Raw genomic sequence first — 20,059 nt, 5'->3', positions numbered from 1 at the left:
CTACGCCGTCCGCAACACCGGCGCCGGCGGCTGCGACGGCCGGATCAGCGCAAACGCGATCTGGATGATGCCGCCGGCCAACCCCAGCGCGACGCCGATGCGCCAGGCCATCGTATACGAGCCGAGCGCATCGTAGAGCACCCCTCCCCCATACGCGCCGAGAAAGCTGCCGATCTGGTGGCTCATGAAGGCGAGGCCCTGGATCATCGCCTGCCAGCGCAGGCCGAACATCTCGGCGACCGCGCCCGCCACCAGCGGGCCGACACCCATCCACAGGAAGCCCATGATCGCGCCGAACAGCAGGGTCGAGGCAGGCGTGGCCGGCAGCGTAAAGTACCAGGCGAGCGCGAGTGAGCGGAAGACGTAGATGCCGCCGAGCAGTGCGAGCTTGTTCCAGCGCTGGCCGGCCCAGCCGAAGAACAGCGAGCCAAGCACGTTGAAGCCGCCGATCATGCCCAGCGTCTGCGCGCTCAGCATCGGATCGAGGCCGCAGATCGCGAGATAGGACGGCAAGTGCGTGGTGAGGAACACGAGCTGCATGCCGCAGACGAGATAGGCGCAGCTCATCACCACGAAGGACGCGTTGCCGAAAGCGGTCTTCGCTGCAATCAACGCCGTGGCATCGACGATCTCGTCAGTCGCGGGCTTCGGCAGCGGGACCGCGTCGACGCGCCCGGCATACCAGGCCGCCGGGATCATCAGCACCGACATCACCACGAAGCCGGCGAGCCCGACGCGCCACCCGAATCCCTCGTTGAGCATCTGCCCGATCGGCGCCGATAGCAACGCGCCGAGCGAGCCCGCGCCCGAGACGATGCCGAGCACGGTGGAACGCACCGTTGCGGGCACCGCGCGCGCCGCCACCGACATCGCGATCGCAGCCGCGGTGCAGGCGAGCGAGGTGCCGATCAGCACGCCGGCGCCGATCATGATGGCGACGAGGCCGTTCGCGGTTGCCATCAGCACCAGGCCCGCGATGTACATGAACGAGCCCGCGATCATGATCGGACGGAAGCCGTAGCGCGTGGTCATCGCGCCGGCGAGCGGCTGGAGAAAGCCCCAGGCGAGGTTTTGCACGGCCAGCGCCAGCGTGAAGTCGGAGATCGACAGATGGATGTCGTGGGTCAGCGGCTGCATGAAGATGCCGAGGCTCTGCCGCAGCCCCATGCTCAGCGTCAGCATGATCGAGGCGCCGATCAGGATGGGCAATGTCGGGCGCAGGACCTGCAACAGGGGCATTTTCGTCTCCCTCATCGGCGCGGCGCGAGCGCCGTCGTCTGCAATATCGGTTGATTTTGGTTACACAGACCTGTGTACTTAGGCTATGGATAGCGTGCACTGTCAAGCGAACAGGACATTCACCGCCGCATGGCTCCCCCGCCCGCCCCACAGACGATGAAAGAGCGGATCCTCGAGACCGCCGACAAGCTGTTCTATCTGCAAGGCATTCGCGCCATCGGCGTCGACACCATCGCGGCCGAGATCGGCATCTCCAAGCGCACGCTCTACAACCACTTCCCCTCCAAGGACGCGCTGATCGCGGCCTATCTGGAGCGCCGCTTCGTGCAGCCCCGCCCCTCGGACAAGCCTCCGGCCGAGCAGATCCTCGCCACCTTCGATTCGCTGCAGCGCCGCTTCGCCGCAAAGGACTTTCGCGGCTGCCCATTCGTGAATGCAGTCGCCGAGCTTGGCCCGGCGGATCGTGCCGTGAAGAAGATCGCCATCGCCTTCAAGGAAAGCCGCCGCATCTGGTTTCGCGACCGCCTCAACGAGCTCGGCGTTACGAATGCAGAGGCGCTCGCAACGCAGCTCGTGCTGCTGGTCGACGGCTCCATCGCACAGGACCTCGTCCGCGACGACCCCGCAATGGCGCGTGCCGCGAAGGAGGCGGCGGCGGTGTTATTGCGAAATGCGGGGGTGGATGTGGGAGATGAGACTGCGGTGAAGCGAGGCAAACGGCCGGCCCGGCATCCCTGAAGTAGCTACGAGATCAGAACCCGATCCGCCCGCCGCAAGAAGGCCGGGCAGGCCAGCACGCACTCCAGCGGCCAACCCGTTGGCCAAGCTTCATTTCGATCTCTTGAAGGGAGCGCGCCGGTATCCCTGAGGGAGTAGCGAAGAGCGAACAGCTGGTGCCGCAACTTATGGCCGCACTTCGTGACCGAGCCTATTAACATAGTTAAACTTGATTTAACGTATTTAATCTTTCCGCCAGCCCCGGAGAGAACCCATGCCTGACCAGGACGACCGCCGCGAATTTCTAAAGACCTGCGGAAAGTTCGCAGCCGTGACACCTCCAACTATAACGCTGCTGCTCTCCACCTCCCTCACGTCCGATGCAATTGCTAAATCGGGTGCGAGCGCGGTCCATCACCACCACGGCAACAATGGCTGGGGTAACGGCGGCGGCGATGGCAGCCCCAACGGCAAGGACGACAGAGGCCGCTAAACATTTTTCGGCGGCACCACAGTTGAAACGGCTCGCCGGTCACCAATTTTTCCGACGCCATTCTTATATCGGTAATGCAGTCCAGTCGGGCCCCAGCTCTTCCCATTGCCCCCGGAGCTGGGGCTCATTTTTGTTCGGCTAGGAACGACTTGCCGATTGCCAAGTTTTCCCGTGCCCCTCCCCAAGGGGGCAGCTGCTTCGCCAAGGCAGCTCAACAGCCCCAGCTTCACCGCCCTGAAGCTGGGGTTCCTTTTGCTGTCTCAATTGCCTTCCGCCTGGCCGCATCTTCTTCAGCGCGTCATGGACGCGCTGGCCGAAGCCGCGACCCTGAAGCAGTGAGCCTGACGTATTGAAATCCGATGTTTACCTATGGTAGATTGCCATTTTTTCCCGATAGTTCTTTTTGTGCTGGGGAGAACATCCATGCGAAGCTCTCGCGCAATCCTTTATGTCCAACAACTTAGCGAACTCACTTCTCAGCTCTCAGAATTGGAATATCTTCGAGGTCTGGTCGAAGAAGCAGAGCGAAGCGCCCGCGCTGTGCCTCCATTACGCTTGACACATCCTGCTTCGCGCCGCCTTCGAAGTCGTGAACCAGGCGCCCTGTCTGTCCGCCTCCGTCGTCGCGCGCCACCAAGCTGGAATGCAGGAGCTATCAGCCCCCCTGACAACGACAACCAAGTCGACCAGACTTTGCTGGAGCGATTCCCCGACGGATGGTGGGCTTCCCCCTAAAGCCTCTCCAAGCGCTGCCCCGACGAAGGGATTTGATCCCATGCACCACATCCAGAGTACGCATATTGCCGCGATATTAAAACTGACCGCCCGGCAGCTTGAAGCACTTCGCAGCCCCCGAGAGATCCAAAAGGAATATTCCGAAATCCTCGTTTTGAGAGAGAAGATAAAACTGGTGACCGATCAGAAGAAGGCTCGCCGGCAATCCTTGCTCGGTGTCTGCCACGCGCCTGGTAAATGATCCTGAACTCCACGATCACGTGTCCCAAGTGCGGTCACGCTGCTGCCGAGGTCATGCCGACCGACGCTTGCCAGTTCTTTTATGACTGCAAACGCTGCGGCGAGCGTCTGAAGCCGCTCCCCGGCGACTGCTGCGTGTTCTGTTCCTTCGGCACCGTTCCCTGTCCGCCGGTTCAAGAGAACGGCACGGGCTGCTCTAGCTAGCTGCCCTGAAGGGAGTGGATGCAGCACAAGAGGAGTGGTGCGAGCGTTTTGCGGCATGCTTGACACGTCACGACAACCCAAGGGAGCATCTGGCGTTTTTTTTCATTCTTTTGGAGATTGCCACGATGACTACCATCCACATGGACTCGTCCGTCAGCCAGACCGCCACCCGCGCCGTTATGAACGGAGGAGTTCTGAGCTGCACAAAGACCAGCGACAAGGATGTTTATTCTCATTCGATCTGGGCGACCGAAAGCAACATCCGGCAGTTCACGATGCACGAAGGGGACAGCATCGTCATCCCGCCCGGTTCGAGCGTGACGACATGGATATTCCGCACGCGGCCGGGAAAATCGACTTGGACCATGGACTTCGAACTCAAGGAAAAGGCTGCCTGACGCGCCATATGAAACAGCCTCTCTCGGAAATCCGGGAGCGGTCACCTGAATGACCGAACTGAAAGGAACAATCGCCATTTCGGCGTAGTTGACCTTCTTTACACCGGAGAAGGTCATGAATCGAAAATCGCTTCTTCTTACAGCCGCACTGTCCTTCGCTGTTGCCGCACCGGTCCTCGCACAAGGCGGCGGAGGTGGTGGTGGCGCGGGTGGCGCGGCCGCGAGCGGCGGCGCGTCCGGATCATCCGCGAGCTCAGGTGCAGGCACTGGCACGTCTGGCGCCGCCAATGGAGGTCCCTCGGCCCCATCCGGCATGGGCACAAACGCAACCTCAACCGGCGCTCACACCAATAACTCTCCAACCAACCCGAACGTTCAGCCCCCGACGCAGAACGGCAACACCGCGAGCACACCGGCCGCACCGGGCAGCTCGGGCGCGGGCAGCACCGCGACCGGATCGACACAGATCGGCACGCCAAACGGGAGCGACAGGTCCGGCATCACGGCGACCAATGGTGCCAACAGCGATAACAGGGACCAGATGAGCCCCGCTGAGCAAGCAAGGACGGGGATCAAGACACTTCCGCAAGATCAAACTCCAGGAGCCGTCAGTGCGCCGGGCGTTGGCGTCGGTCATGCGGCGAACGGCTTGCCGATCGGTACGCCAGGTTCGGGGACCAGCAACGTCGATCAGAAGTAACCCGGACTTTCGGTCCACATGGATTCCATCGCTTGAGCCGAGACGCCGCGGCGTACTGGATTCCCCGCCTGCGCGGGGAATGACAGCAGAGTTCGTGGGATTTTCGGAATGCTAGCAGCATGCTCCTGTTTTGCCCGACGAGTCAAACGGCATTGCGGTCCAGCATCAGCCGTTTTGCGGCCGACGTAAGCCATTGATCCGACTAGCGTCGGCTACTGTGCATGGGGTTGTTTTCGCGTTTTTTTGCGCCGGCCTGTGCGAGCGGCCTCACGCCGCGTGCGACACCACGCGATTGCGGCCGTCGTGCTTGGCGCGGTACAGCGCAGTGTCGGCGCGCTTGAGGACGTCGCCAACCGCCTCGCCCTTCTGCTCCAGCGTGGTCAGGCCGATCGAGATCGTGACCTCGATGCGCTTGGTGCCCTTGTGGATCGCAAAGGGCTCGCCGGCGATCGAGCGGCGCAGGCGCTCGGCGACCATGCCGGCGACGTGGAGATCGGTCTCCGGCATCACGATGACGAATTCCTCGCCGCCGTAGCGACAGGCAAGGTCGATGCCGCGGATCGACTTGCGCACCCGCACGGCGAATTCGCGCAGCACGTCGTCGCCGGCGTCGTGACCGTAATTGTCGTTGATCGACTTGAAGTAGTCGATGTCCAGGATCATCAGCGCCAGCGGCTTGCCGCGGGTTGCGGCCTGCTCGGCGAGCGTCGCGAGATGGCTCTCCATGTAGCGGCGATTGTGCAGCCCGGTGAGCGCGTCCGTGATTGCCATCTCGATCGAGTTCTGCACGTTGTCGCGCAGATGGTCGGTGTAACGGCGGCGGCGGATCTGGGTGCGGGCACGCGCCAGCAGCTCGATCTTGTCGATGGGACGCAGCAGATAGTCGTTGACCCCGATCTCGAGCCCACGCAGCAGCCGCGTGGCGTTCTCGGGGTCGGCGATCGCCAGGATCGGCACATGCCGCGTGCGCTCCAGCGAGCGCGCCTGGCTGCACAGCCGAAGGCCGTCGAAATTGTTGAGGTCGAGCGAGACGATCAGCAGATCGTAATTGCCCTCGGCGGCGTGGAACAGCGCTTCCGTCGGGTTCGGCTCGACGTCGATGGTGTGCTCGGCGGCGAGGATCGTCGCCAGCCGCTCATAGGAGGACTGGCGGTCGTCGACCAGCAGGATGCGGCCGCCCTTGCCGGTGTCGGAGATTGCACTGCGCTCGGGCGCCTGCATGCCGATCTCGAGCGAAGTGATGGCGCGCATGCGCAGCTCGTCGGTCATCATCTTCAGCCGGGTCAGCGAGCGGACGCGCGCGATCAGCACGACATCGGAGACGGGTTTTGTCAGGAAATCGTCGGCGCCGGCTTCCAGCCCGCGGTTGCGGTCGGCCGGGCTGTCGAGCGCGGTGACCATCACGACGGGAATGTGGTGCGTGGCCGGATCGGTCTTGAGGCGGCGGCAGACCTCGAAACCGTCCATGTCCGGCATCATGACGTCGAGCAGGATGATGTCGCATTCGGCGCGGGCGCAGATCGCCAGCGCCTCGGTGCCGTTCGCGGCGGTCATGACGTCGAAATATTCGGCGGATAGGCGAGCTTCGAGCAGCTTGACGTTGGCAGGGACGTCATCGACGACGAGAATACGCGCGGACACTGTGAACTCACTTCCTATCCGATGAAACGTCGGACCGTCTCAATGAATTTGCCGACCGAGATCGGCTTGGACAAATAGGCTTCGCAGCCGCCCTCGCGGATGCGCTCTTCGTCGCCCTTCATCGCGAACGCCGTGACGGCGACGACGGGAATGCTGCGCAGCTCCGGATCGTCCTTGATCCAGCGCGTCACCTCCAGGCCCGAGACCTGCGGCAATTGGATATCCATCAGCACGAGGTCGGGCCGCATCTTGCGAACGAGGTCGAGCGCCTCGTAGCCGTTGCTGGTACCGGTGGTCTGGTAGCCGTGCGCCTCCAACAGGTCGCGGAAGAGCTTCATGTTGAGCTCGTTGTCTTCCACGATCAGGACGGTCTTAGCCATCCCGCCCTCCTGATTGGTCCGCAGACCGATGCATGTGACGCCTCAGGCGCCGGTCGCCGGCGCTTCGAAAACTGGATTCAAACTAGCCTCGAATTCGCTTGAGTTTCGTTAAACCCGAGGACCGACTTTCTGCGATGTGGTTTCCAGTTGCTTGTCGGGGTCACAAGACTCAGGAACGAGACTCGGGCATGGTGACCCCAAAGTAGACACCGAAAGTTAACGGAAAGGCAAACCGGCCACGTGAAAAAGCCTGTTCACAACCCGCGCGAAGTCGCTGAAATCGTTGCGCTTCAGGCGCTGTCTTTTGTCGCGAGCGAACCCGAGCGGCTGGGCCTGTTCCTGGCCGAGACAGGGGTCGGCCCGGAGATGCTGCGCAATGCGGCCTCGGACCCCAATTTCCTGCTCAGCGTGCTCGATTTCGTGATGCGGGATGACGCCACCGTGAAGGCCTTTGCCAGCGCTGCGGAACTGCATCCGACCAACGTTGCCGCAGCGCGGCAGGTTCTCGGCGACGCGCTCGGCGACCCCAATTGGGAGCGCGACGTGCCGTGACCTCCCTGGAGACGGCCGGGCCCCGCTGCTTCTGCCGGGATTGTTCGGCCGATCTGGATATCGGCGTTCGGCGTTGTTCCGCCTGCGGTTCCCCCCGCCTCGCCCGCCACCGCGCACTCGCAAGCCTGACCATCGCCCATATCGACTGCGACGCCTTCTACGCGACAGTCGAGAAGCGCGACAACCCCGACATCGCCGACAGACCCGTCATCATCGGCGGGGGCAAGCGCGGCGTGGTGTCGGCCGCCTGCTATATCGCGCGCACCTACGGCGTGCGCTCGGCCATGCCGATGTACAAGGCGTTGGAAGCCTGCCCGCATGCCGCCGTGATCCCGCCGGACATGGCGAAATATGTCCGGGTCGGGCGCGAGGTGCGCCAGGCCATGCAGGCCCTGACGCCGCTGGTCGAGCCGCTCTCGATCGACGAGGCGTTCCTCGATCTCTCCGGCACCGAACGGGTGCACGGCATGATCCCGGCCAAGGTGCTGGCGCGGTTCGCACGTGACATCGAGCGCGACATCGGCATCAGCGTCTCGGTCGGCCTCTCCTGCAACAAGTTCCTGGCCAAGATCGCCTCCGACCTCGACAAGCCTCGCGGGTTTGCCGCGCTCGACCAGGAGGAAGCGCGCTTGATGCTTGCGGAGAAGCCCGTCGGTTTCATCTTCGGCGTTGGACCCGCGACGCAGGAGCGTCTGGTGCAACGCGGCTTCCGCATCATCGCCGACCTGCAGAAGGCCGACGAGATCGAGATGATGCGGCAGTTTCCGAGCGACGGCCGCAGGCTGTGGCAGCTCGCGCGCGGCATCGACGACCGCCGCGTCGAGCCCGATCGGGGCGCCAAGACGATTTCGAGCGAGACGACGTTCGAGACCGACATCCGCGATTTCGCGACGCTGGAGAAGATCCTGTGGCGCCTCTGCGAGAAGACGTCGTCTCGCCTCAAGAGCAGCGAGCTCGCCGGCCTGACCGTCACGCTGAAGCTGAAGACCGCGGATTTCCGCCAGCGGACCCGCTCGCAGTCGATCACGGCCCCGACGCAGCTTGCCGCGAAGATCTTTTCGATCTGCCGCGAGATGCTGGCGAAAGAGATCGACGGCACCGCCTTCCGTCTGATGGGCGCCGGCGTCAGCGCGTTGCGCGAGGGTTCAGTCGCCGACGACACCGACATGCTCGACCGCCGCGCCGCCCACGCCGAGCGCGCGGTGGACAGCTTGCGCAAGAAATTCGGCAGCGCCGCAGTGATCCGCGGCATCGCGTATGAGGGGCCGGAAAAGGCGCAGGAGTGATGACAGGCGAACGCGACCTCGACGCGCTGCTGAGACACGTGAAGCCGGAGATGCGGCCAGGCATTTTCGTGTTCTGCACGATCCCGACAGGCCAGTCGATTCCCGCAGCGCTCAGCCCTTTGCTGACGTTCCGCGAGCAGGAAGGGACGACGCTCGTGATCCCACGCGAACAGGCCGAAGCGGCGGGACTACGCTACGCATTCGCATCGTGCCTGATCACCCTGACGGTTCACTCCGCACTCGATGCGGTGGGCTTCCTGGCCGCAATCACGGCACGCCTCGCCGCAGCCGGCATTAGCGTGAACGCCGTTTCGGCGTTCCACCACGATCATCTGTTTGTGCCGGCTGACAGGGCACACGAAGCGATGGTTCTTCTGCAAGACATGTCCAAGGCTACGCACTCGTAGCCCGGATCAAGCGCAGCGCAATCCGGGCTACGGGAAAGATCTCAATCCGCGACCGCCACCGCCTCGATCTCGATCATCCATTCCGGCGCGGCGAGCGCCGAGACGCCGACCAGCGTGCTCGCCGGCGGCTCCATGCCTTCGAAGAAGACCGAGCGAGCCTTGCCGATGATCGGGCGCAGCTCCGGCTTGTAGTTCACGACGAAGGTCGTGATCTTCACGATGTTGGCGTAGCTCGCGCCGGCTGCTTTCAGCGCGTGCCCGAGATTCTGCATCACCTGCGTGGTCTGCGCGGCGAGATCGCCCTCGCCGACGATCCGCCCTTCCTCGTCCACCGATACCTGGCCGGAGATGTAGATCGTCCGCGCCCCCGTGGCAGTGACGACATGCGAATAAGCGGGATTGTGATGCAGGCCGCTGGGGCGGAGATGATCGAGCTTGGGCATGATGCCTCCCGGATGTTTGTGGTTGGGAGGGAGCCTAGCCAGAGACCGCGTTGCAGGCCAGCCCTCAATTGCAGGGCTTGCTGTCCTTCGCGTCGAACTTGCCCATCGCGCCCGAAATCACAAAATCGTTGTAATCGAGCACGAGCTGGCGCGAGACGCCGTTCTCGTAGAGCTCGAACGCCATCGCATAGACCGGCGTCTGCTCGCCTTCCTTCTGCTGGGCCTCGCGGTCGAAATAGCTGACGGTGACGGGCCAGCGCTTGAGCGACTTCATGTGCTCATCTGACGTCGACGGATCGGGCGAACCTTCGCGCTCGGCCGGGATCGGCTGGCCGATCACGGTCAGCGTGTTGTAGACCTTCTGGCCATCGTCGGAGCCGTCATAGACGGAGAGCTCGAGCAGCGACTTGCCCTCCTTCGCGGCGGCAATGATGCGCTGGATCTGTTCGGTCGGAAACACGATCTTGCCGTCGAGCGTGAAATTCTTCGGCGCCGGCAGCTTCAGCTTGACGTTGATGTGGTCGCCGTCGCGCTCCGCCGAGCCGTCGACCCGGCCGGCATCCGCCTCGTTCATCCGCGTCTCGATCTTGAAGCGGTAGCTTTTGCCGCCAGCGTCCTCCCAGGAATTGGAGCGGAGATCGCTGAGCGTGACCTTGCCCTCGCCACTGTCGAGCTCGGAGACCTGGCGGAATTCGGAGGTGTAGCCCTCGCACGAACTTCCGGTGAAATTGTAGAGGATGCGGCCGCGCGCGCTGTTGATCGAATTGGAGCGCGATTTCACCAGGCTCAAATCATAGAGCGCCTGATGCGCGAGGAACGGACCGTTCGCGGCTAGCGCCCCGCCTCCGGGGCCGAGAGCGGCCGCCGCGAGCGCCGTCACACCGAGCGAAGTCCGGAAAAGGTGCAGCATGTCTGGTCCCTGGGGAAAGCGCAGATTCAACATTTTAATGAACGTTCCATTGCGTCGCAACTGAGGCCGTTTCACGTAAAGTTGCGACCTTTGCGTTGAACCTCCTGCCCTGCCTCAACAAAATGCCACCCCCGAGGGTTGCTTGCATGTGGCGGCACGATGGGCGAAACAGGGCCCGCCGGGCTGCGACGGATCTGCCCGGCGGATGGATTTTTGGACAACGAGGTCGGACATGGCGGGCACGGTCGAGCAGAAGCTGGCGGAACAGGGCATCAAGCTGCACGAGGCTCCCACCCCCGTGGCCAATTACGTGCCGTTCGTGCGCACCGGTAATCTGCTGTTCGTCTCGGGCCAGGTTTGCTTCGATCCCGCCGGCAAGCTGATCGCCAAGGGCAAGCTCGGCGCCGGCGTGACCATCGAAGAGGGCGCGGCGGCCGCCCGCGGCTGCGCCGTCAACCTGCTGGCCCAGGTCAAGGCGGCGCTCGGCGACCTCGACAAGGTCGTTCGCGTGGTGCGCCTCGGCGGCTTCATCAACTCGGCGCCGGACTTCCTGGACGGGCCGAAGGTCCTCAACGGCGCCTCCGATCTGATGGTCGCCGCCTTCGGTGACAAGGGCCGTCATGCCCGCACCACCGTCGGCGTCGCCTCCCTGCCCGCGGATGCGGCGGTCGAGGTCGAAGGCGTGTTCGAGGTCGCCTGAGGCGAATGCGCGCTCCTGATTGGTTGACAGCCCGCCCGGTCGCCCATCGCGGCCTGCACGACATTTCCCGCGGCATCGTCGAGAACATGCCGGGCGCGGTGCAGGCTGCGATTGCGGGCAATTTCTCGATCGAGGTCGACATCCAGCTCTCCGCCGACGGCGAGGCCATGGTGCATCACGACCATGCGCTCGGCCGCCTTACCGAGGCCACCGGCCCGCTGGTCGAGAAAACCGCCACTGAACTGAAGGCGCTCACGTTCAAGGACACGGCCGAGCGGATGATGTCGCTCAGCGACCTCTGCGGCCTGGTCGCCGGCCGCGTGCCGCTGGTGATCGAGGTCAAGAGCCATTTTGACGGCGACCGCAAGCTGGTGAAGCGGATGGCCGAGGTGCTGGCATCCTATGACGGCCCCGCCGTCGGCATGTCCTTCGACCCGGACCTGGTGCTGGCGCTGCGCGAGCTGTTGCCCTCCCGCCCCCGCGGCATCGTCGCGCAGCGGAGCTATCAGGACGAATACTGGGCTTACCTGACCCGGGAGCAGCGCGACAGCATGCTGTACCTGCGCCACGGCTTCCAGACCCAGCCGCATTTCGTCGCCTTCAGGGTCGACGACCTGCCCGCCCCCGCCCCCTGGATCGCCCGCAATGTGTTCGGCTGCGCCCTGCTCGGCTGGACCGTGCGTACGACCGAGCAGCGGACGCGGGTCGCACAGCATGCGGATCAGATGATCTTCGAGGGCTTCGTACCGTAGGCTTGATGTTTCCCACTCTTGAAGTCGCTGCTGCAATGCACGATCTTGGGCATGATGGCACCATCCGAAATCACCCTTGAGGCCGTACCTTCCATTGGCGAAGTATCGCCGGACGACTGGGACGCCTGCGCTAGTCCCGGCAAGTCTTGTAATGGGCATGGCAAGGGAACCTCATCCGGGCTTCCAGGCGATTCTCTCGGCCTCTCAAAGCCTGCCTATAACCCCTTCGTCTCCCACGCGTTTTTATCGGCCGTTGAGAAATCGGGTTCGGCCACGATCCGCACCGGCTGGGGGCCGCGGCATCTCGTGGCCAAGATCGACGGTCGCGTCGCCGGCGTCGTGCCCTGCTACCTGAAATCGCACTCGCAAGGCGAATATGTCTTCGACCGCGGCTGGGCCGATGCCTATGAGCGCGCCGGCGGGCGGTACTATCCGAAGCTGCAGGTTTCGGTTCCCTTCACGCCGGCCACGGGACCGCGGCTGCTGGTTCGCGAAGGCGTCGACCACGAGCGCATCACGGAGGCACTGGCGAGCGGGCTGGTGGCGCTGTGCGGCGTCAGCAAGGCTTCCTCGGTGCACGTCACTTTCGCCCGCGAAGCGGAGTGGAAGCTGCTCGCCAAGCACGGCTTCCTCCAGCGCACCGATCAGCAGTTCCATTGGCACAACGAAGGTTTTGCGAGTTTCGACGATTTCCTGGCGACGCTGAACTCACGCCACCGCAAATCGATCAAGCGCGAGCGGCGCGATGCACTGGCCGCCGGGGTCACGATCCACTGGCTCACGGGCAAGGACATTACGGAAGACGCATGGGATGCGTTTTTCATGTTCTACATGGAGACCGGCTCGCGCAAATGGGGCCGGCCTTATCTGACGCGGGAATTCTTCTCGCTGATCGGCGAGACCATGAGCGATGACGTGCTGCTGGTGATGGCCCGTCGCAACGATCGCTGGATCGCGGGCGCGATCAACTTCATCGGCTCGGACACGCTGTTCGGCCGCAACTGGGGTGCGGTCGAGCATCATCCCTTCCTGCATTTCGAAGTCTGCTATTATCAGGCGATCGACTTCGCCATCAAACGCGGGCTGGCGAATGTCGAAGCCGGTGCGCAGGGCGAGCACAAGATCGCACGCGGCTACCTGCCGCGGACCACCCACTCCGCTCACTTCATCGCCGATCCGGGCTTGCGCCGCGCCATCGACGATTACCTCAAGCGCGAGCGCGCCTATGTCGCGGAAGCCGGACGTGAGCTAGCCGAGCTCGGCCCGTTCCGCAAAGGCGCCGACGAGGCGCCTTGACGGTTCGTTGCGGCTGGTGACAGTAAGCGCAAAATTCCAGGGAGCCGCCGCCATGACCGCCTACGATCCCAACAACATTTTCGCAAAGATCCTGCGTGGCGAATTCTCCTGCCACAAGGTTTACGAAGATGAACACGTGCTCGCCTTCCTCGATATCATGCCGCGGGTACCTGGCCACACGCTGGTGATTCCAAAAGCCCCTGCCCGCAACATCCTCGACATCAAGCCTGACGACTACGCCCATGTCGCCCGCGGCGCGCACAAGATCGCTGCCGCAGCGATGACGGCGTTCAAGGCCGACGGCATCACCGTGCAGCAGTTCAACGAGGCGGCCGGCGGACAGGTGGTGTTTCATCTCCACATGCACGTGATGCCGCGCCACGACGGCGTGGCGATGCTTCCGCCCGCCAGCCGCAAGGAAGACGTCAAAGTGCTGGAAGAGAACGCGACCAAGCTGATCGCGGCGTTGAAGGCGGTTTGAGTCTCAGCTCCCGTAGCCCGGATGGAGCGAAGCGCAATCCGGGACCGTTCCCGCATTCCGCTTCGCTCCATGCGGGCTACGATGACCGCCTCTTACTCCGTCTGGAAATCCCCCGGCTGCGGCGCGGCCAGTGGCGTGAACTCGCAGCGATCCGGTTTGATGTCGATCAGCGGCGTGTTGTCGAGGCAATCGAGCCCGCGCACCAGAATCGCGTTGCCCTCGATGCCGACCAGCTTCACGATCGACGTCCCGATCGGATTGGGGCGCACCGGCGAGCGCAGCGAAAACGTGCCGCGGGTCTTTTCGTTGTTCTTCGGGCTTTGCAGGACGATGTCGCGGCGCGACTTGTCGAGCCAGTAGAGCACTTCGAGATTGCTGTAGAAATCGACACCTTTGATCGCCGGCACGAATGGCTCGAAGACCTCGAGCCGGCATATCGGGCCGTCATGCCGGCCCTGCCGCGGGGTCTCCAGCCGCGAGCTCCAGGGCGTGCGGATGCGGCCGATAAAGACGAGGCCGGCATCCTGCGTCGGCGGCAGCTCGATGGAGACTTCACCCTCGCGGAGCTCGTTTTCGCGAACCATATTTCCAAATCCCTGCTGTTCGCCGGCAGTTTTAGCCCAACCACCACTTGCCGGCCAGCATGAAGACTTCGCCCGCGACCACGCCCGCGAAGATCGAGCGGCGGGTCAGCAGGAAGACGACGAGGCCGGCGCCGACCGCACCGTAGCGTAAGGCATCGGGCACGCTCGCAAGCGCCCCAGGCGGCTCGCCCACGATCTGGGCGATGACGCCGGCCAGGATCGCGGTGGCGACCGCCCGTACCCAGACCAGAAGCTCGGAGCCTTCGTCGATGCCGCCGCCGAACCACAGGCCCAGCATGCGCCATATCTGGTTGGGAACAACGCCGGCGACGAACAGCACCGCCAGCGCTTGCCAGTCGCCAATGAGTTGCGCAAAGCTCATGCACGCACCTCCCGCCACCAATGCACGCCATAGGCGATGGTGCCGGCCACGAGGCCGCTGACGAGGATGTCGAGTCCGGAGTTCATTTTCGCGGCCAGCGGATACAGCAGAACCCCTAGCGCAAGTGCGACGACATCGGCGACCTCGCGGCTGTTGCGTGCGGTCGAGAACAGGAAGGACAGCGGCGTCAGCAAAAGGATCGCCGACCCAAGCGTCTGGGTCAGATTCGCAGCAAGGAAATAGCCGACCGTGTTGGCGGTGAGACACACCGAGACAAGACCGAAGCCAAGTCCGTTGACGAAGGCGATCCGGCGTTCACGCGGCACCTGCGGCAGGAAGCGATGGCATTCGACCCACAGTGTCACTGCAGTGAGATGCGCCGCGAAAAACAGCTCGCGCCGTTTCGTCGTCGGCGTGCGCATCAGCGGCAGCACCGAGACCACCATCGGAAACAGGCGAATGGCGCTGACGGTGACCGCGATCGCCGACTGGATGACCGTCGCGCCGGAGCCGAGCGTGGTGATCAGGATGATCTGCGCCGGACCTGCCCAGACGAACAGCGTCGAGCAGAGCGCCCAGAGCAGGCTGAAATGGGTGTCGTGGGCGAGCGCGCCAATGCCGAGATAGGTCGCGAACAGGACGAGGGTGAGGATCGTCTGCGTGATCGAGCGCAGTCCCCACGCAAAGGCGCGCCAGGGACTTTGCCATTGAGGTGAATCGAGCGGAGGAAGCGCCACGGGAGTCTTGGCCGGGTGAGGAATCGTGCCTGCATAACGGGCAATACGGCGGCGGGCGTCAAGAAAGCGCGCGGCGGGGCTGGCATGCACGCGTGGTTGCCATTCGGGGCGCGTCCCCTACCCGCTCACACCGCGGTTCTTCAGCACGAAGCATGCCCCGCCCGCCTTGCGGATGCGACCGCAGAGTTCATCCGCCTCGCTCCGCGTATCGGCGCCGATGCGCACCTGGTAGAAGGCGCGCGTGCCTCGGCTGCGCATCACTGAGCTCAGCAGGCTCGGATCACGTTCGCCGATCACGGCGCCCAGCCGCGTGACCGCGCGGGAATACATCGCCAGTGCCCGGTTGCGGTCAAAGCCCGCGGCGAGCTGCACGCCCCAGATTTTTGCGGCCGCCAGCTCCACATGCTGTTCGAGCTCGGCGACGAAAGCATTTGGCGCGCGCTTCAAAAGCGCCATCAGATCGCGGCAGCTCGTCGGTGGCGCGCTCGGCGGACCCTTGCCCGTTGCGCCTACCTTGGCCCAGGCATCGATGCTGGTGCCAGTGATGGCAAGAACGTAATTGCGGGTCTGCTCCGGCATGCTGCCGGTGCCGGCGAGCCATTCCTGCACCCGGCGCGGCCCGGCATTGTAGGCGGCCGCCGCCAGGCCGAGATTGCCGAACTGGTTGCGCAGCTCGTTCAGGAATTCCGCCGACTTCGGCAGCGCCTGCACCGGATTGAAGGGATTGAGCAGCCCGCGCTCGCTCGCGGTGCCCGGCATGAATTGCGCGATCCCCTGCGCGTGTTCGCCGCTGCGCGTCATGGGCCCCACCGCATCGGCCTGGAAGCGGCTCTCCTGCCAGATCACGCGGGCGAAGAACTCCAGCGGCAGATTGGCATCGCGCGCCGCGGCCTCGACGATCAGGCAGATCGATTCCCGCGTATCGCTCTCGCGCGCATCCGCGGGCTTCGCCGGCTGCACAGCGAGTTCTTCGACGCTGGGGACGGCGACGTCGGTTTTGGCGGGCGAACTGTCCCACGCAACAACCTGTGTCACCGAGACAAGCAGCGCGGGGATGATGCACATCGCAATCTGCACCCATCGCGTGCAGGCATGACGGTGGCGCGCCTCGGCGCGGCATGCGACAGTGTGATCTGCCATGTTGTGGCATCGTGCCATGGTTCGACGAGTTGCCAATATATGCTGCCTGACCTGCTTCTCCCAATGCGTTACCCCGCCAAACGGATCCGCGCGATCCTTGTCCTCGCCGCATTCATCCTGGGCGTCGCGCCAGCCGCCGCGCAGGTGACGTCCCAAGTCACCTCTCAAGTCAATTGGCGGATGACCACGGAATACCCTGAGAATAACATCTCCGGGATTGGACTCGCGACCTTCGCAAGCCGCGTCTCCGACCGTACCCACGGTTTCGTGACCGTGACGAACGCCTTCGATAACCAACTCAAGATCAACTCGGGCGAGATGCCGCGCGCGGCGCTGGACGGCCGGATCGCGGGCGGCGATGCCTTCGCGGGCGCGCTCTCGGGCCTCGACCCTGTGTTCGGATTGTCCACCCTGCCCTTTCTCGTGCAATCGGTCGACATCGCCCGCGCCACCAATCTGCGGGCGCGCCCGCTCTACGAAAAAGCACTCGCTGCGCGCGGCCTCAAGCTGCTCTATGTGACGATCTGGCCGGCCACGGGCCTGTGGTCGGAACGGTCGCTCGAAGGTGCCGACGACCTGCCGAAACTGAACTTGCGAACCTATGATGCCAATTCCACCGAGGTCATGCGCGCGGCCGGCGCGAACGCGCAATTCATGCCGATGGACGCGGCGCTCGCCGGACTGAGGGAACACCGGCTGAATGCCTTCCTCACCTCCGGCGACGGCGGTGCGGGGCGCAAATTGTGGGACTTTCTGCCGCATTTCACGGCCTTCAACTACGCGATGCCGATCTCGATCGCCTTCGTCCGCAGCGACGCCTTTGCCGAACTGTCCGAACCGATGCAGCGCGAGGTGCTGGCCGCGGCGGCCGAGACAGAACAGAGCCAGCTCGCGCTACTGACCCACCGCACCATCGAGAACTATGCGCGCATGCGCGACAATGGCGTCCATATCGCCGAGCCGGCGCCCGCGTTCCTTGTCACGGAGCTGCGGAAGGCAGCAAAGGACGCGATCGCCGCCTGGGGAACCCGGGCAGGCGCGGAGGCGACCGCAATCGTCGAATGGGCGAGACAGCAATGAGGGAGCGGTAGCGGAATCTGCAATCAACGTCCTGCCGGTGTCGCTGCCTACCGCCCTAGTTCTTGACCGGACCCGGGATTTCGCCCCGGATGGCGCGGTCGAGGGCATCGATCAGCGCCTGGATCTCGATGAACTTGTTGCGCGCTCGCTCGGCCGTGTCGCGCACAAACGGAGCGGCCAGCACTTTCGCATGCGCATCCCTGTCCTCGATCATGCGATCACGGGCCTTCTTCAGAGTTTCAAGTCGCTCGCTCATCCGGCCTCTCCTGAAAAAAATCGTCCCGATCTCTCGTCCGGATTCGCCATTAACAAGACGCGGCGAACGAGCAACCCTCAACAGCCGCGGCAGATGTTCTTCAGCTTCGCTGCGGTTCTGGCCTCTTCCGCAACGAACGGGTCCTTGTAGGCAGCACGGGACCCATCGTTCTCCGCAGCAGCGGGCTTTCTTTCCTTTGGAGGAAACGCAGCATCGTAGCAGGCGAGACGTCCGCTCGTGCTTTCGATCGCCCGGCAGTCCGGCCCTGCCGCGACAGCGCCTTGCGACAGTGTGCCAAGTATCAATATGGCAAGCATCAATGGGACGAGAAGCGCTCTCCGGCGGATCCAGTCGACCAGACGAAATCGAGTCATACACGCTCCTGCTTAGTCGGCGGGAGCGCTGGTGACCCTCAGTCACCGGTCGATGCCAATGGAAGGCGGTGATGGCGCGACTCTACGCTTCCCTCCCGCGAATAGCGAGCTTTAAGGGATACGCGGTATCAAGAAGGCGATTTTCGGCCTGACAATGGTTGCGCGTTTGCCTTGGTCCGCGGCCTCGTTTAGGTCAAGCAATAGGCGGCGGTATCAACACAGGCGTGGCGACATGGTGACAATCTATTTCGATCTCGACGGCACGCTGACCGACCCGAAGCCCGGGATCACGCGCTCGATCCAGTACGCCCTGGAGCGGCTGAACGTCGCGGTGCCGAGCGAGGACGAGCTGACCTGGTGCATCGGCCCGCCGCTGCATGCCAGCCTGCAAAAGCTCACGGGCAGCGCGGAACTCGCCGACCGGGCGCTGCTGCTCTATCGCGAGCGCTTCAGCGATGTCGGCCTGTTCGAGAACGAAGCCTATGCCGGCATCGTGGACACGCTGACAACGCTTGCCGCGACAACACCGCGCATGTTCGTGGCGACCAGCAAGCCCGCGGTCTACGCCACCCGTATCGTCGAGCATTTTGGCCTGAAACCGTATTTCGAGCGCGTGTTCGGTTCCGAGCTCGACGGCACGCGCGTCGACAAGCGCGACCTGCTGCGCTACGCGCTCGACGAAGCCAGGGTCGATCCCGCCAGCGCGATCATGATCGGCGACCGCAGCCATGACGTGGTCGGCGCCCGCACCAACGGCATGACCGCGATCGGCGTGCTCTATGGCTACGGCAGCGAGGCCGAGCTGCGGGACGCCGGCGCGCATCACATCTGCGCCGCGCATTCGGAGCTGCTCGGTCACTGCGTGGTCTAGGTCCATCAAGCGCTGACGGTCTCTACCGCCGCCAGCATGCCGGTCCTGGTGTGACAGTTCAGATACTCGAAGAACTGCTCGTCTGCAGCCGCCACAGTGACCTCGTGATAGAGCCGCAGTTTTGCTGAAGGGCCGAGCGTCGACAGGTACTTCATCGCAGCGCCGAATATCCTGACGTGGGTCGGATGCGATTCCGCCCACCGCTCCAGCGCCGCCAGGCTCTTCCACCAGCTTTGACCATAGGACTTTTCACTCGCGCTCCCGTCGGCTGCCAGCACGCCCATGTAACGGTTGGCGTAGCAGCCGATGCCCAGGCCCTCATCGCGCAGGAAATCCATGCCCTCGCGCAACACCGGTTCGACGTCGTCGAGATAGAGCTTTCGCTCCGAGGTCTCGGTATCGCTCCAATCCTGGCCTGATCGGATCAGGCAGAGATTGTCGTGCGCCTGCACGCGCAGCCGCGCGCCGTCGCGGATCAATTCGGGATTGCCGCCCGGCGACATTGGATCAGTCTGCGACAGCGGGATGCGATCACGCATGCCGCCCCAATAGGCGTGCTCCTGCACCTCGCCGCTCATGCCGCCGGCGATAGCGGCGACGCCCTCCGGCCGGCCGAGCGAGGAAAACAGCGTCTCGTGCCGCGCCACCGTGGGGCGCAGCACCTCGATGAAAGTGCCGATGCCCTCGCGCTGCGTTCCGGTCCAGGCCTCGCGCGCCGGTGCAAACCATTTGTCGAACCGCGCAATGTCGTCCCAATAGGCCACCGAGACGACGTTCTCGTAACCGGCCTGATCAACGTATTGCGCGCGGTCCCAATGCGAGGGCCTGCCTTCCGCGGCAAACCGTTCCGCGATGTCGGCGAGCGCGTCGGTCGCAGCCGCCGGCGCCGTGCCGCGATATTGAAGGCCGAAATAGGCCATCACGACCCGGTTCACCGCAGGCTTATAGCGCGCCACGAAGGACGGGTATGGCGGCTGGTAATCGTCCGGCACGCGCTTGTGGCGCGTGCGCGGGGTCTCGAGATGCAGAGGAATTGCGGATTCCATGAGCGTGCCTCCCTC

At 64.0% G+C, this 20,059-nt stretch carries 26 protein-coding genes; 14 read left to right on the top strand and 12 right to left on the bottom strand.

The features are described 5' to 3' along the window. The gene (locus FXB41_RS34685) at window positions 1–1,239 is read right to left on the bottom strand and encodes an MFS transporter (protein ID WP_219684933.1); all 1,239 of its coding nucleotides are present in this window, start codon (window positions 1,237–1,239) and stop codon (window positions 1–3) included. A gap of 129 nt (window positions 1,240–1,368) precedes the next feature. Between FXB41_RS34685 and FXB41_RS34680 the strand changes: the two genes are divergently transcribed. The 5 genes from FXB41_RS34680 to FXB41_RS34665 all read left to right on the top strand — a co-directional run bounded on the left by FXB41_RS34680 (window position 1,369) and on the right by FXB41_RS34665 (window position 4,026). Then, complete coding sequence (locus FXB41_RS34680; RefSeq protein WP_219684932.1) at window positions 1,369–1,977, top strand: TetR/AcrR family transcriptional regulator; 609 nt, start codon at window positions 1,369–1,371, stop codon at window positions 1,975–1,977. Window positions 1,978–2,230: 253 nt separating this feature from the next. Further along, complete coding sequence (locus FXB41_RS34675) at window positions 2,231–2,449, top strand: hypothetical protein (protein ID WP_007603284.1); 219 nt, start codon at window positions 2,231–2,233, stop codon at window positions 2,447–2,449. A gap of 775 nt (window positions 2,450–3,224) precedes the next feature. Continuing rightward, window positions 3,225–3,425 (top strand): hypothetical protein, encoded by a 201-nt coding sequence (locus FXB41_RS34670; protein WP_007603283.1) that lies wholly within the window; start codon window positions 3,225–3,227, stop codon window positions 3,423–3,425. Further along, a complete protein-coding gene (locus FXB41_RS41225; RefSeq protein ID WP_246649429.1) occupies window positions 3,422–3,628 on the top strand; it encodes a GDCCVxC domain-containing (seleno)protein in 207 nt (68 codons plus the stop codon). Before FXB41_RS34670 ends, FXB41_RS41225 begins: the two co-directional genes overlap by 4 nt. A 125-nt stretch (window positions 3,629–3,753) precedes the next feature. Then, window positions 3,754–4,026: a hypothetical protein gene (locus FXB41_RS34665; RefSeq protein WP_219684931.1), complete on the top strand. Its 273-nt coding sequence runs from the start codon at window positions 3,754–3,756 to the stop codon at window positions 4,024–4,026. 375 nt (window positions 4,027–4,401) lie between these two features. On the opposite strand, the gene FXB41_RS34660 is transcribed toward FXB41_RS34665, so the two are convergent. From FXB41_RS34660 to FXB41_RS34650, 3 genes are all read right to left on the bottom strand, one after another. After that, window positions 4,402–4,548, bottom strand: a complete 147-nt coding sequence (locus tag FXB41_RS34660; RefSeq protein WP_219684930.1) for a hypothetical protein — start codon at window positions 4,546–4,548, stop codon at window positions 4,402–4,404. Between the two features lie 445 nt (window positions 4,549–4,993). Continuing rightward, entirely contained in the window at window positions 4,994–6,367 is a 1,374-nt protein-coding gene (locus FXB41_RS34655) for a PleD family two-component system response regulator (protein WP_007603275.1), read from the bottom strand. 14 nt (window positions 6,368–6,381) lie between these two features. Beyond that, window positions 6,382–6,747 (bottom strand): response regulator, encoded by a 366-nt coding sequence (locus FXB41_RS34650; protein ID WP_007603272.1) that lies wholly within the window; start codon window positions 6,745–6,747, stop codon window positions 6,382–6,384. 240 nt (window positions 6,748–6,987) lie between these two features. On the opposite strand from FXB41_RS34650, the gene FXB41_RS34645 reads away from it, so the two are divergent. From FXB41_RS34645 to FXB41_RS34635, 3 genes are read left to right on the top strand one after another with little or no spacing between them, the layout of a single operon-like run. Beyond that, window positions 6,988–7,299: a DUF3572 domain-containing protein gene (locus FXB41_RS34645; RefSeq protein ID WP_219684929.1), complete on the top strand. Its 312-nt coding sequence runs from the start codon at window positions 6,988–6,990 to the stop codon at window positions 7,297–7,299. Continuing rightward, window positions 7,296–8,585: a DNA polymerase IV gene (locus FXB41_RS34640; protein ID WP_219684928.1), complete on the top strand. Its 1,290-nt coding sequence runs from the start codon at window positions 7,296–7,298 to the stop codon at window positions 8,583–8,585. The genes FXB41_RS34645 and FXB41_RS34640 overlap by 4 nt, the downstream gene beginning before the upstream one ends. Next, window positions 8,585–8,992 (top strand): ACT domain-containing protein, encoded by a 408-nt coding sequence (locus FXB41_RS34635; protein ID WP_219684927.1) that lies wholly within the window; start codon window positions 8,585–8,587, stop codon window positions 8,990–8,992. Before FXB41_RS34640 ends, FXB41_RS34635 begins: the two co-directional genes overlap by 1 nt. 41 nt (window positions 8,993–9,033) lie before the next feature. Here FXB41_RS34635 and FXB41_RS34630 read toward each other — a convergent pair whose 3' ends face one another. Both FXB41_RS34630 and FXB41_RS34625 read right to left on the bottom strand, forming a co-directional pair. After that, entirely contained in the window at window positions 9,034–9,435 is a 402-nt protein-coding gene (locus FXB41_RS34630) for a RidA family protein (RefSeq protein ID WP_219684926.1), read from the bottom strand. Window positions 9,436–9,499: 64 nt separating this feature from the next. Then, window positions 9,500–10,345 (bottom strand): cell envelope integrity EipB family protein, encoded by an 846-nt coding sequence (locus FXB41_RS34625; RefSeq protein WP_007603264.1) that lies wholly within the window; start codon window positions 10,343–10,345, stop codon window positions 9,500–9,502. 232 nt (window positions 10,346–10,577) lie between these two features. Between FXB41_RS34625 and FXB41_RS34620 the strand changes: the two genes are divergently transcribed. From FXB41_RS34620 to FXB41_RS34605, 4 genes are read left to right on the top strand one after another with little or no spacing between them, the layout of a single operon-like run. Then, window positions 10,578–11,045, top strand: coding sequence for a RidA family protein (locus tag FXB41_RS34620; protein ID WP_007603263.1), 468 nt, complete (start codon window positions 10,578–10,580; stop codon window positions 11,043–11,045). Between the two features lie 5 nt (window positions 11,046–11,050). Further along, window positions 11,051–11,797 (top strand): glycerophosphodiester phosphodiesterase, encoded by a 747-nt coding sequence (locus tag FXB41_RS34615; protein ID WP_219684925.1) that lies wholly within the window; start codon window positions 11,051–11,053, stop codon window positions 11,795–11,797. 54 nt (window positions 11,798–11,851) lie between these two features. Next, window positions 11,852–13,093, top strand: a complete 1,242-nt coding sequence (locus FXB41_RS34610; protein WP_083870077.1) for a GNAT family N-acetyltransferase — start codon at window positions 11,852–11,854, stop codon at window positions 13,091–13,093. 52 nt (window positions 13,094–13,145) lie between these two features. Further along, complete coding sequence (locus FXB41_RS34605; RefSeq protein ID WP_007603258.1) at window positions 13,146–13,574, top strand: HIT family protein; 429 nt, start codon at window positions 13,146–13,148, stop codon at window positions 13,572–13,574. Between the two features lie 92 nt (window positions 13,575–13,666). Here the strand turns inward: FXB41_RS34605 and tsaA are convergent, their stop codons facing one another. The 4 genes from tsaA to FXB41_RS34585 form a co-directional block, all read right to left on the bottom strand. Beyond that, on the bottom strand, window positions 13,667–14,158 hold the full coding sequence (gene tsaA, locus FXB41_RS34600; RefSeq protein WP_007603257.1) for a tRNA (N6-threonylcarbamoyladenosine(37)-N6)-methyltransferase TrmO: 492 nt from the start codon (window positions 14,156–14,158) through the stop codon (window positions 13,667–13,669). A gap of 31 nt (window positions 14,159–14,189) precedes the next feature. Next, window positions 14,190–14,540, bottom strand: a complete 351-nt coding sequence (locus FXB41_RS34595) for a branched-chain amino acid transport AzlD family protein (RefSeq protein ID WP_219684924.1) — start codon at window positions 14,538–14,540, stop codon at window positions 14,190–14,192. After that, complete coding sequence (locus FXB41_RS34590) at window positions 14,537–15,277, bottom strand: AzlC family ABC transporter permease (protein WP_219684923.1); 741 nt, start codon at window positions 15,275–15,277, stop codon at window positions 14,537–14,539. The genes FXB41_RS34595 and FXB41_RS34590 overlap by 4 nt, the downstream gene beginning before the upstream one ends. A gap of 117 nt (window positions 15,278–15,394) precedes the next feature. Beyond that, window positions 15,395–16,342, bottom strand: a complete 948-nt coding sequence (locus tag FXB41_RS34585; RefSeq protein WP_219684942.1) for a lytic transglycosylase domain-containing protein — start codon at window positions 16,340–16,342, stop codon at window positions 15,395–15,397. A 114-nt stretch (window positions 16,343–16,456) separates the two neighbouring features. Here FXB41_RS34585 and FXB41_RS34580 point away from each other — a divergent pair, with 114 nt between their 5' ends. Beyond that, window positions 16,457–17,497 (top strand): TRAP transporter substrate-binding protein, encoded by a 1,041-nt coding sequence (locus FXB41_RS34580; protein WP_219684922.1) that lies wholly within the window; start codon window positions 16,457–16,459, stop codon window positions 17,495–17,497. 55 nt (window positions 17,498–17,552) lie between these two features. Here the strand turns inward: FXB41_RS34580 and FXB41_RS34575 are convergent, their stop codons facing one another. Further along, window positions 17,553–17,753, bottom strand: a complete 201-nt coding sequence (locus FXB41_RS34575; RefSeq protein WP_007603252.1) for a hypothetical protein — start codon at window positions 17,751–17,753, stop codon at window positions 17,553–17,555. 606 nt (window positions 17,754–18,359) lie between these two features. Between FXB41_RS34575 and FXB41_RS34570 the strand changes: the two genes are divergently transcribed. Beyond that, window positions 18,360–18,998: an HAD family hydrolase gene (locus FXB41_RS34570; protein WP_219684921.1), complete on the top strand. Its 639-nt coding sequence runs from the start codon at window positions 18,360–18,362 to the stop codon at window positions 18,996–18,998. A 5-nt stretch (window positions 18,999–19,003) separates the two neighbouring features. On the opposite strand, the gene FXB41_RS34565 is transcribed toward FXB41_RS34570, so the two are convergent. Continuing rightward, on the bottom strand, window positions 19,004–20,044 hold the full coding sequence (locus FXB41_RS34565) for a phenylacetaldoxime dehydratase family protein (RefSeq protein WP_219684920.1): 1,041 nt from the start codon (window positions 20,042–20,044) through the stop codon (window positions 19,004–19,006). Between the last annotated feature and the right edge of the window lie 15 nt (window positions 20,045–20,059).

Origin of the sequence: Bradyrhizobium canariense (genome assembly GCF_019402665.1) — a bacterium.
Lineage (GTDB): Bacteria > Pseudomonadota > Alphaproteobacteria > Rhizobiales > Xanthobacteraceae > Bradyrhizobium > Bradyrhizobium canariense.
Note: the sequence above shows the minus strand (reverse complement) of the source record. Positions and strands in the feature narration are given on the sequence as shown.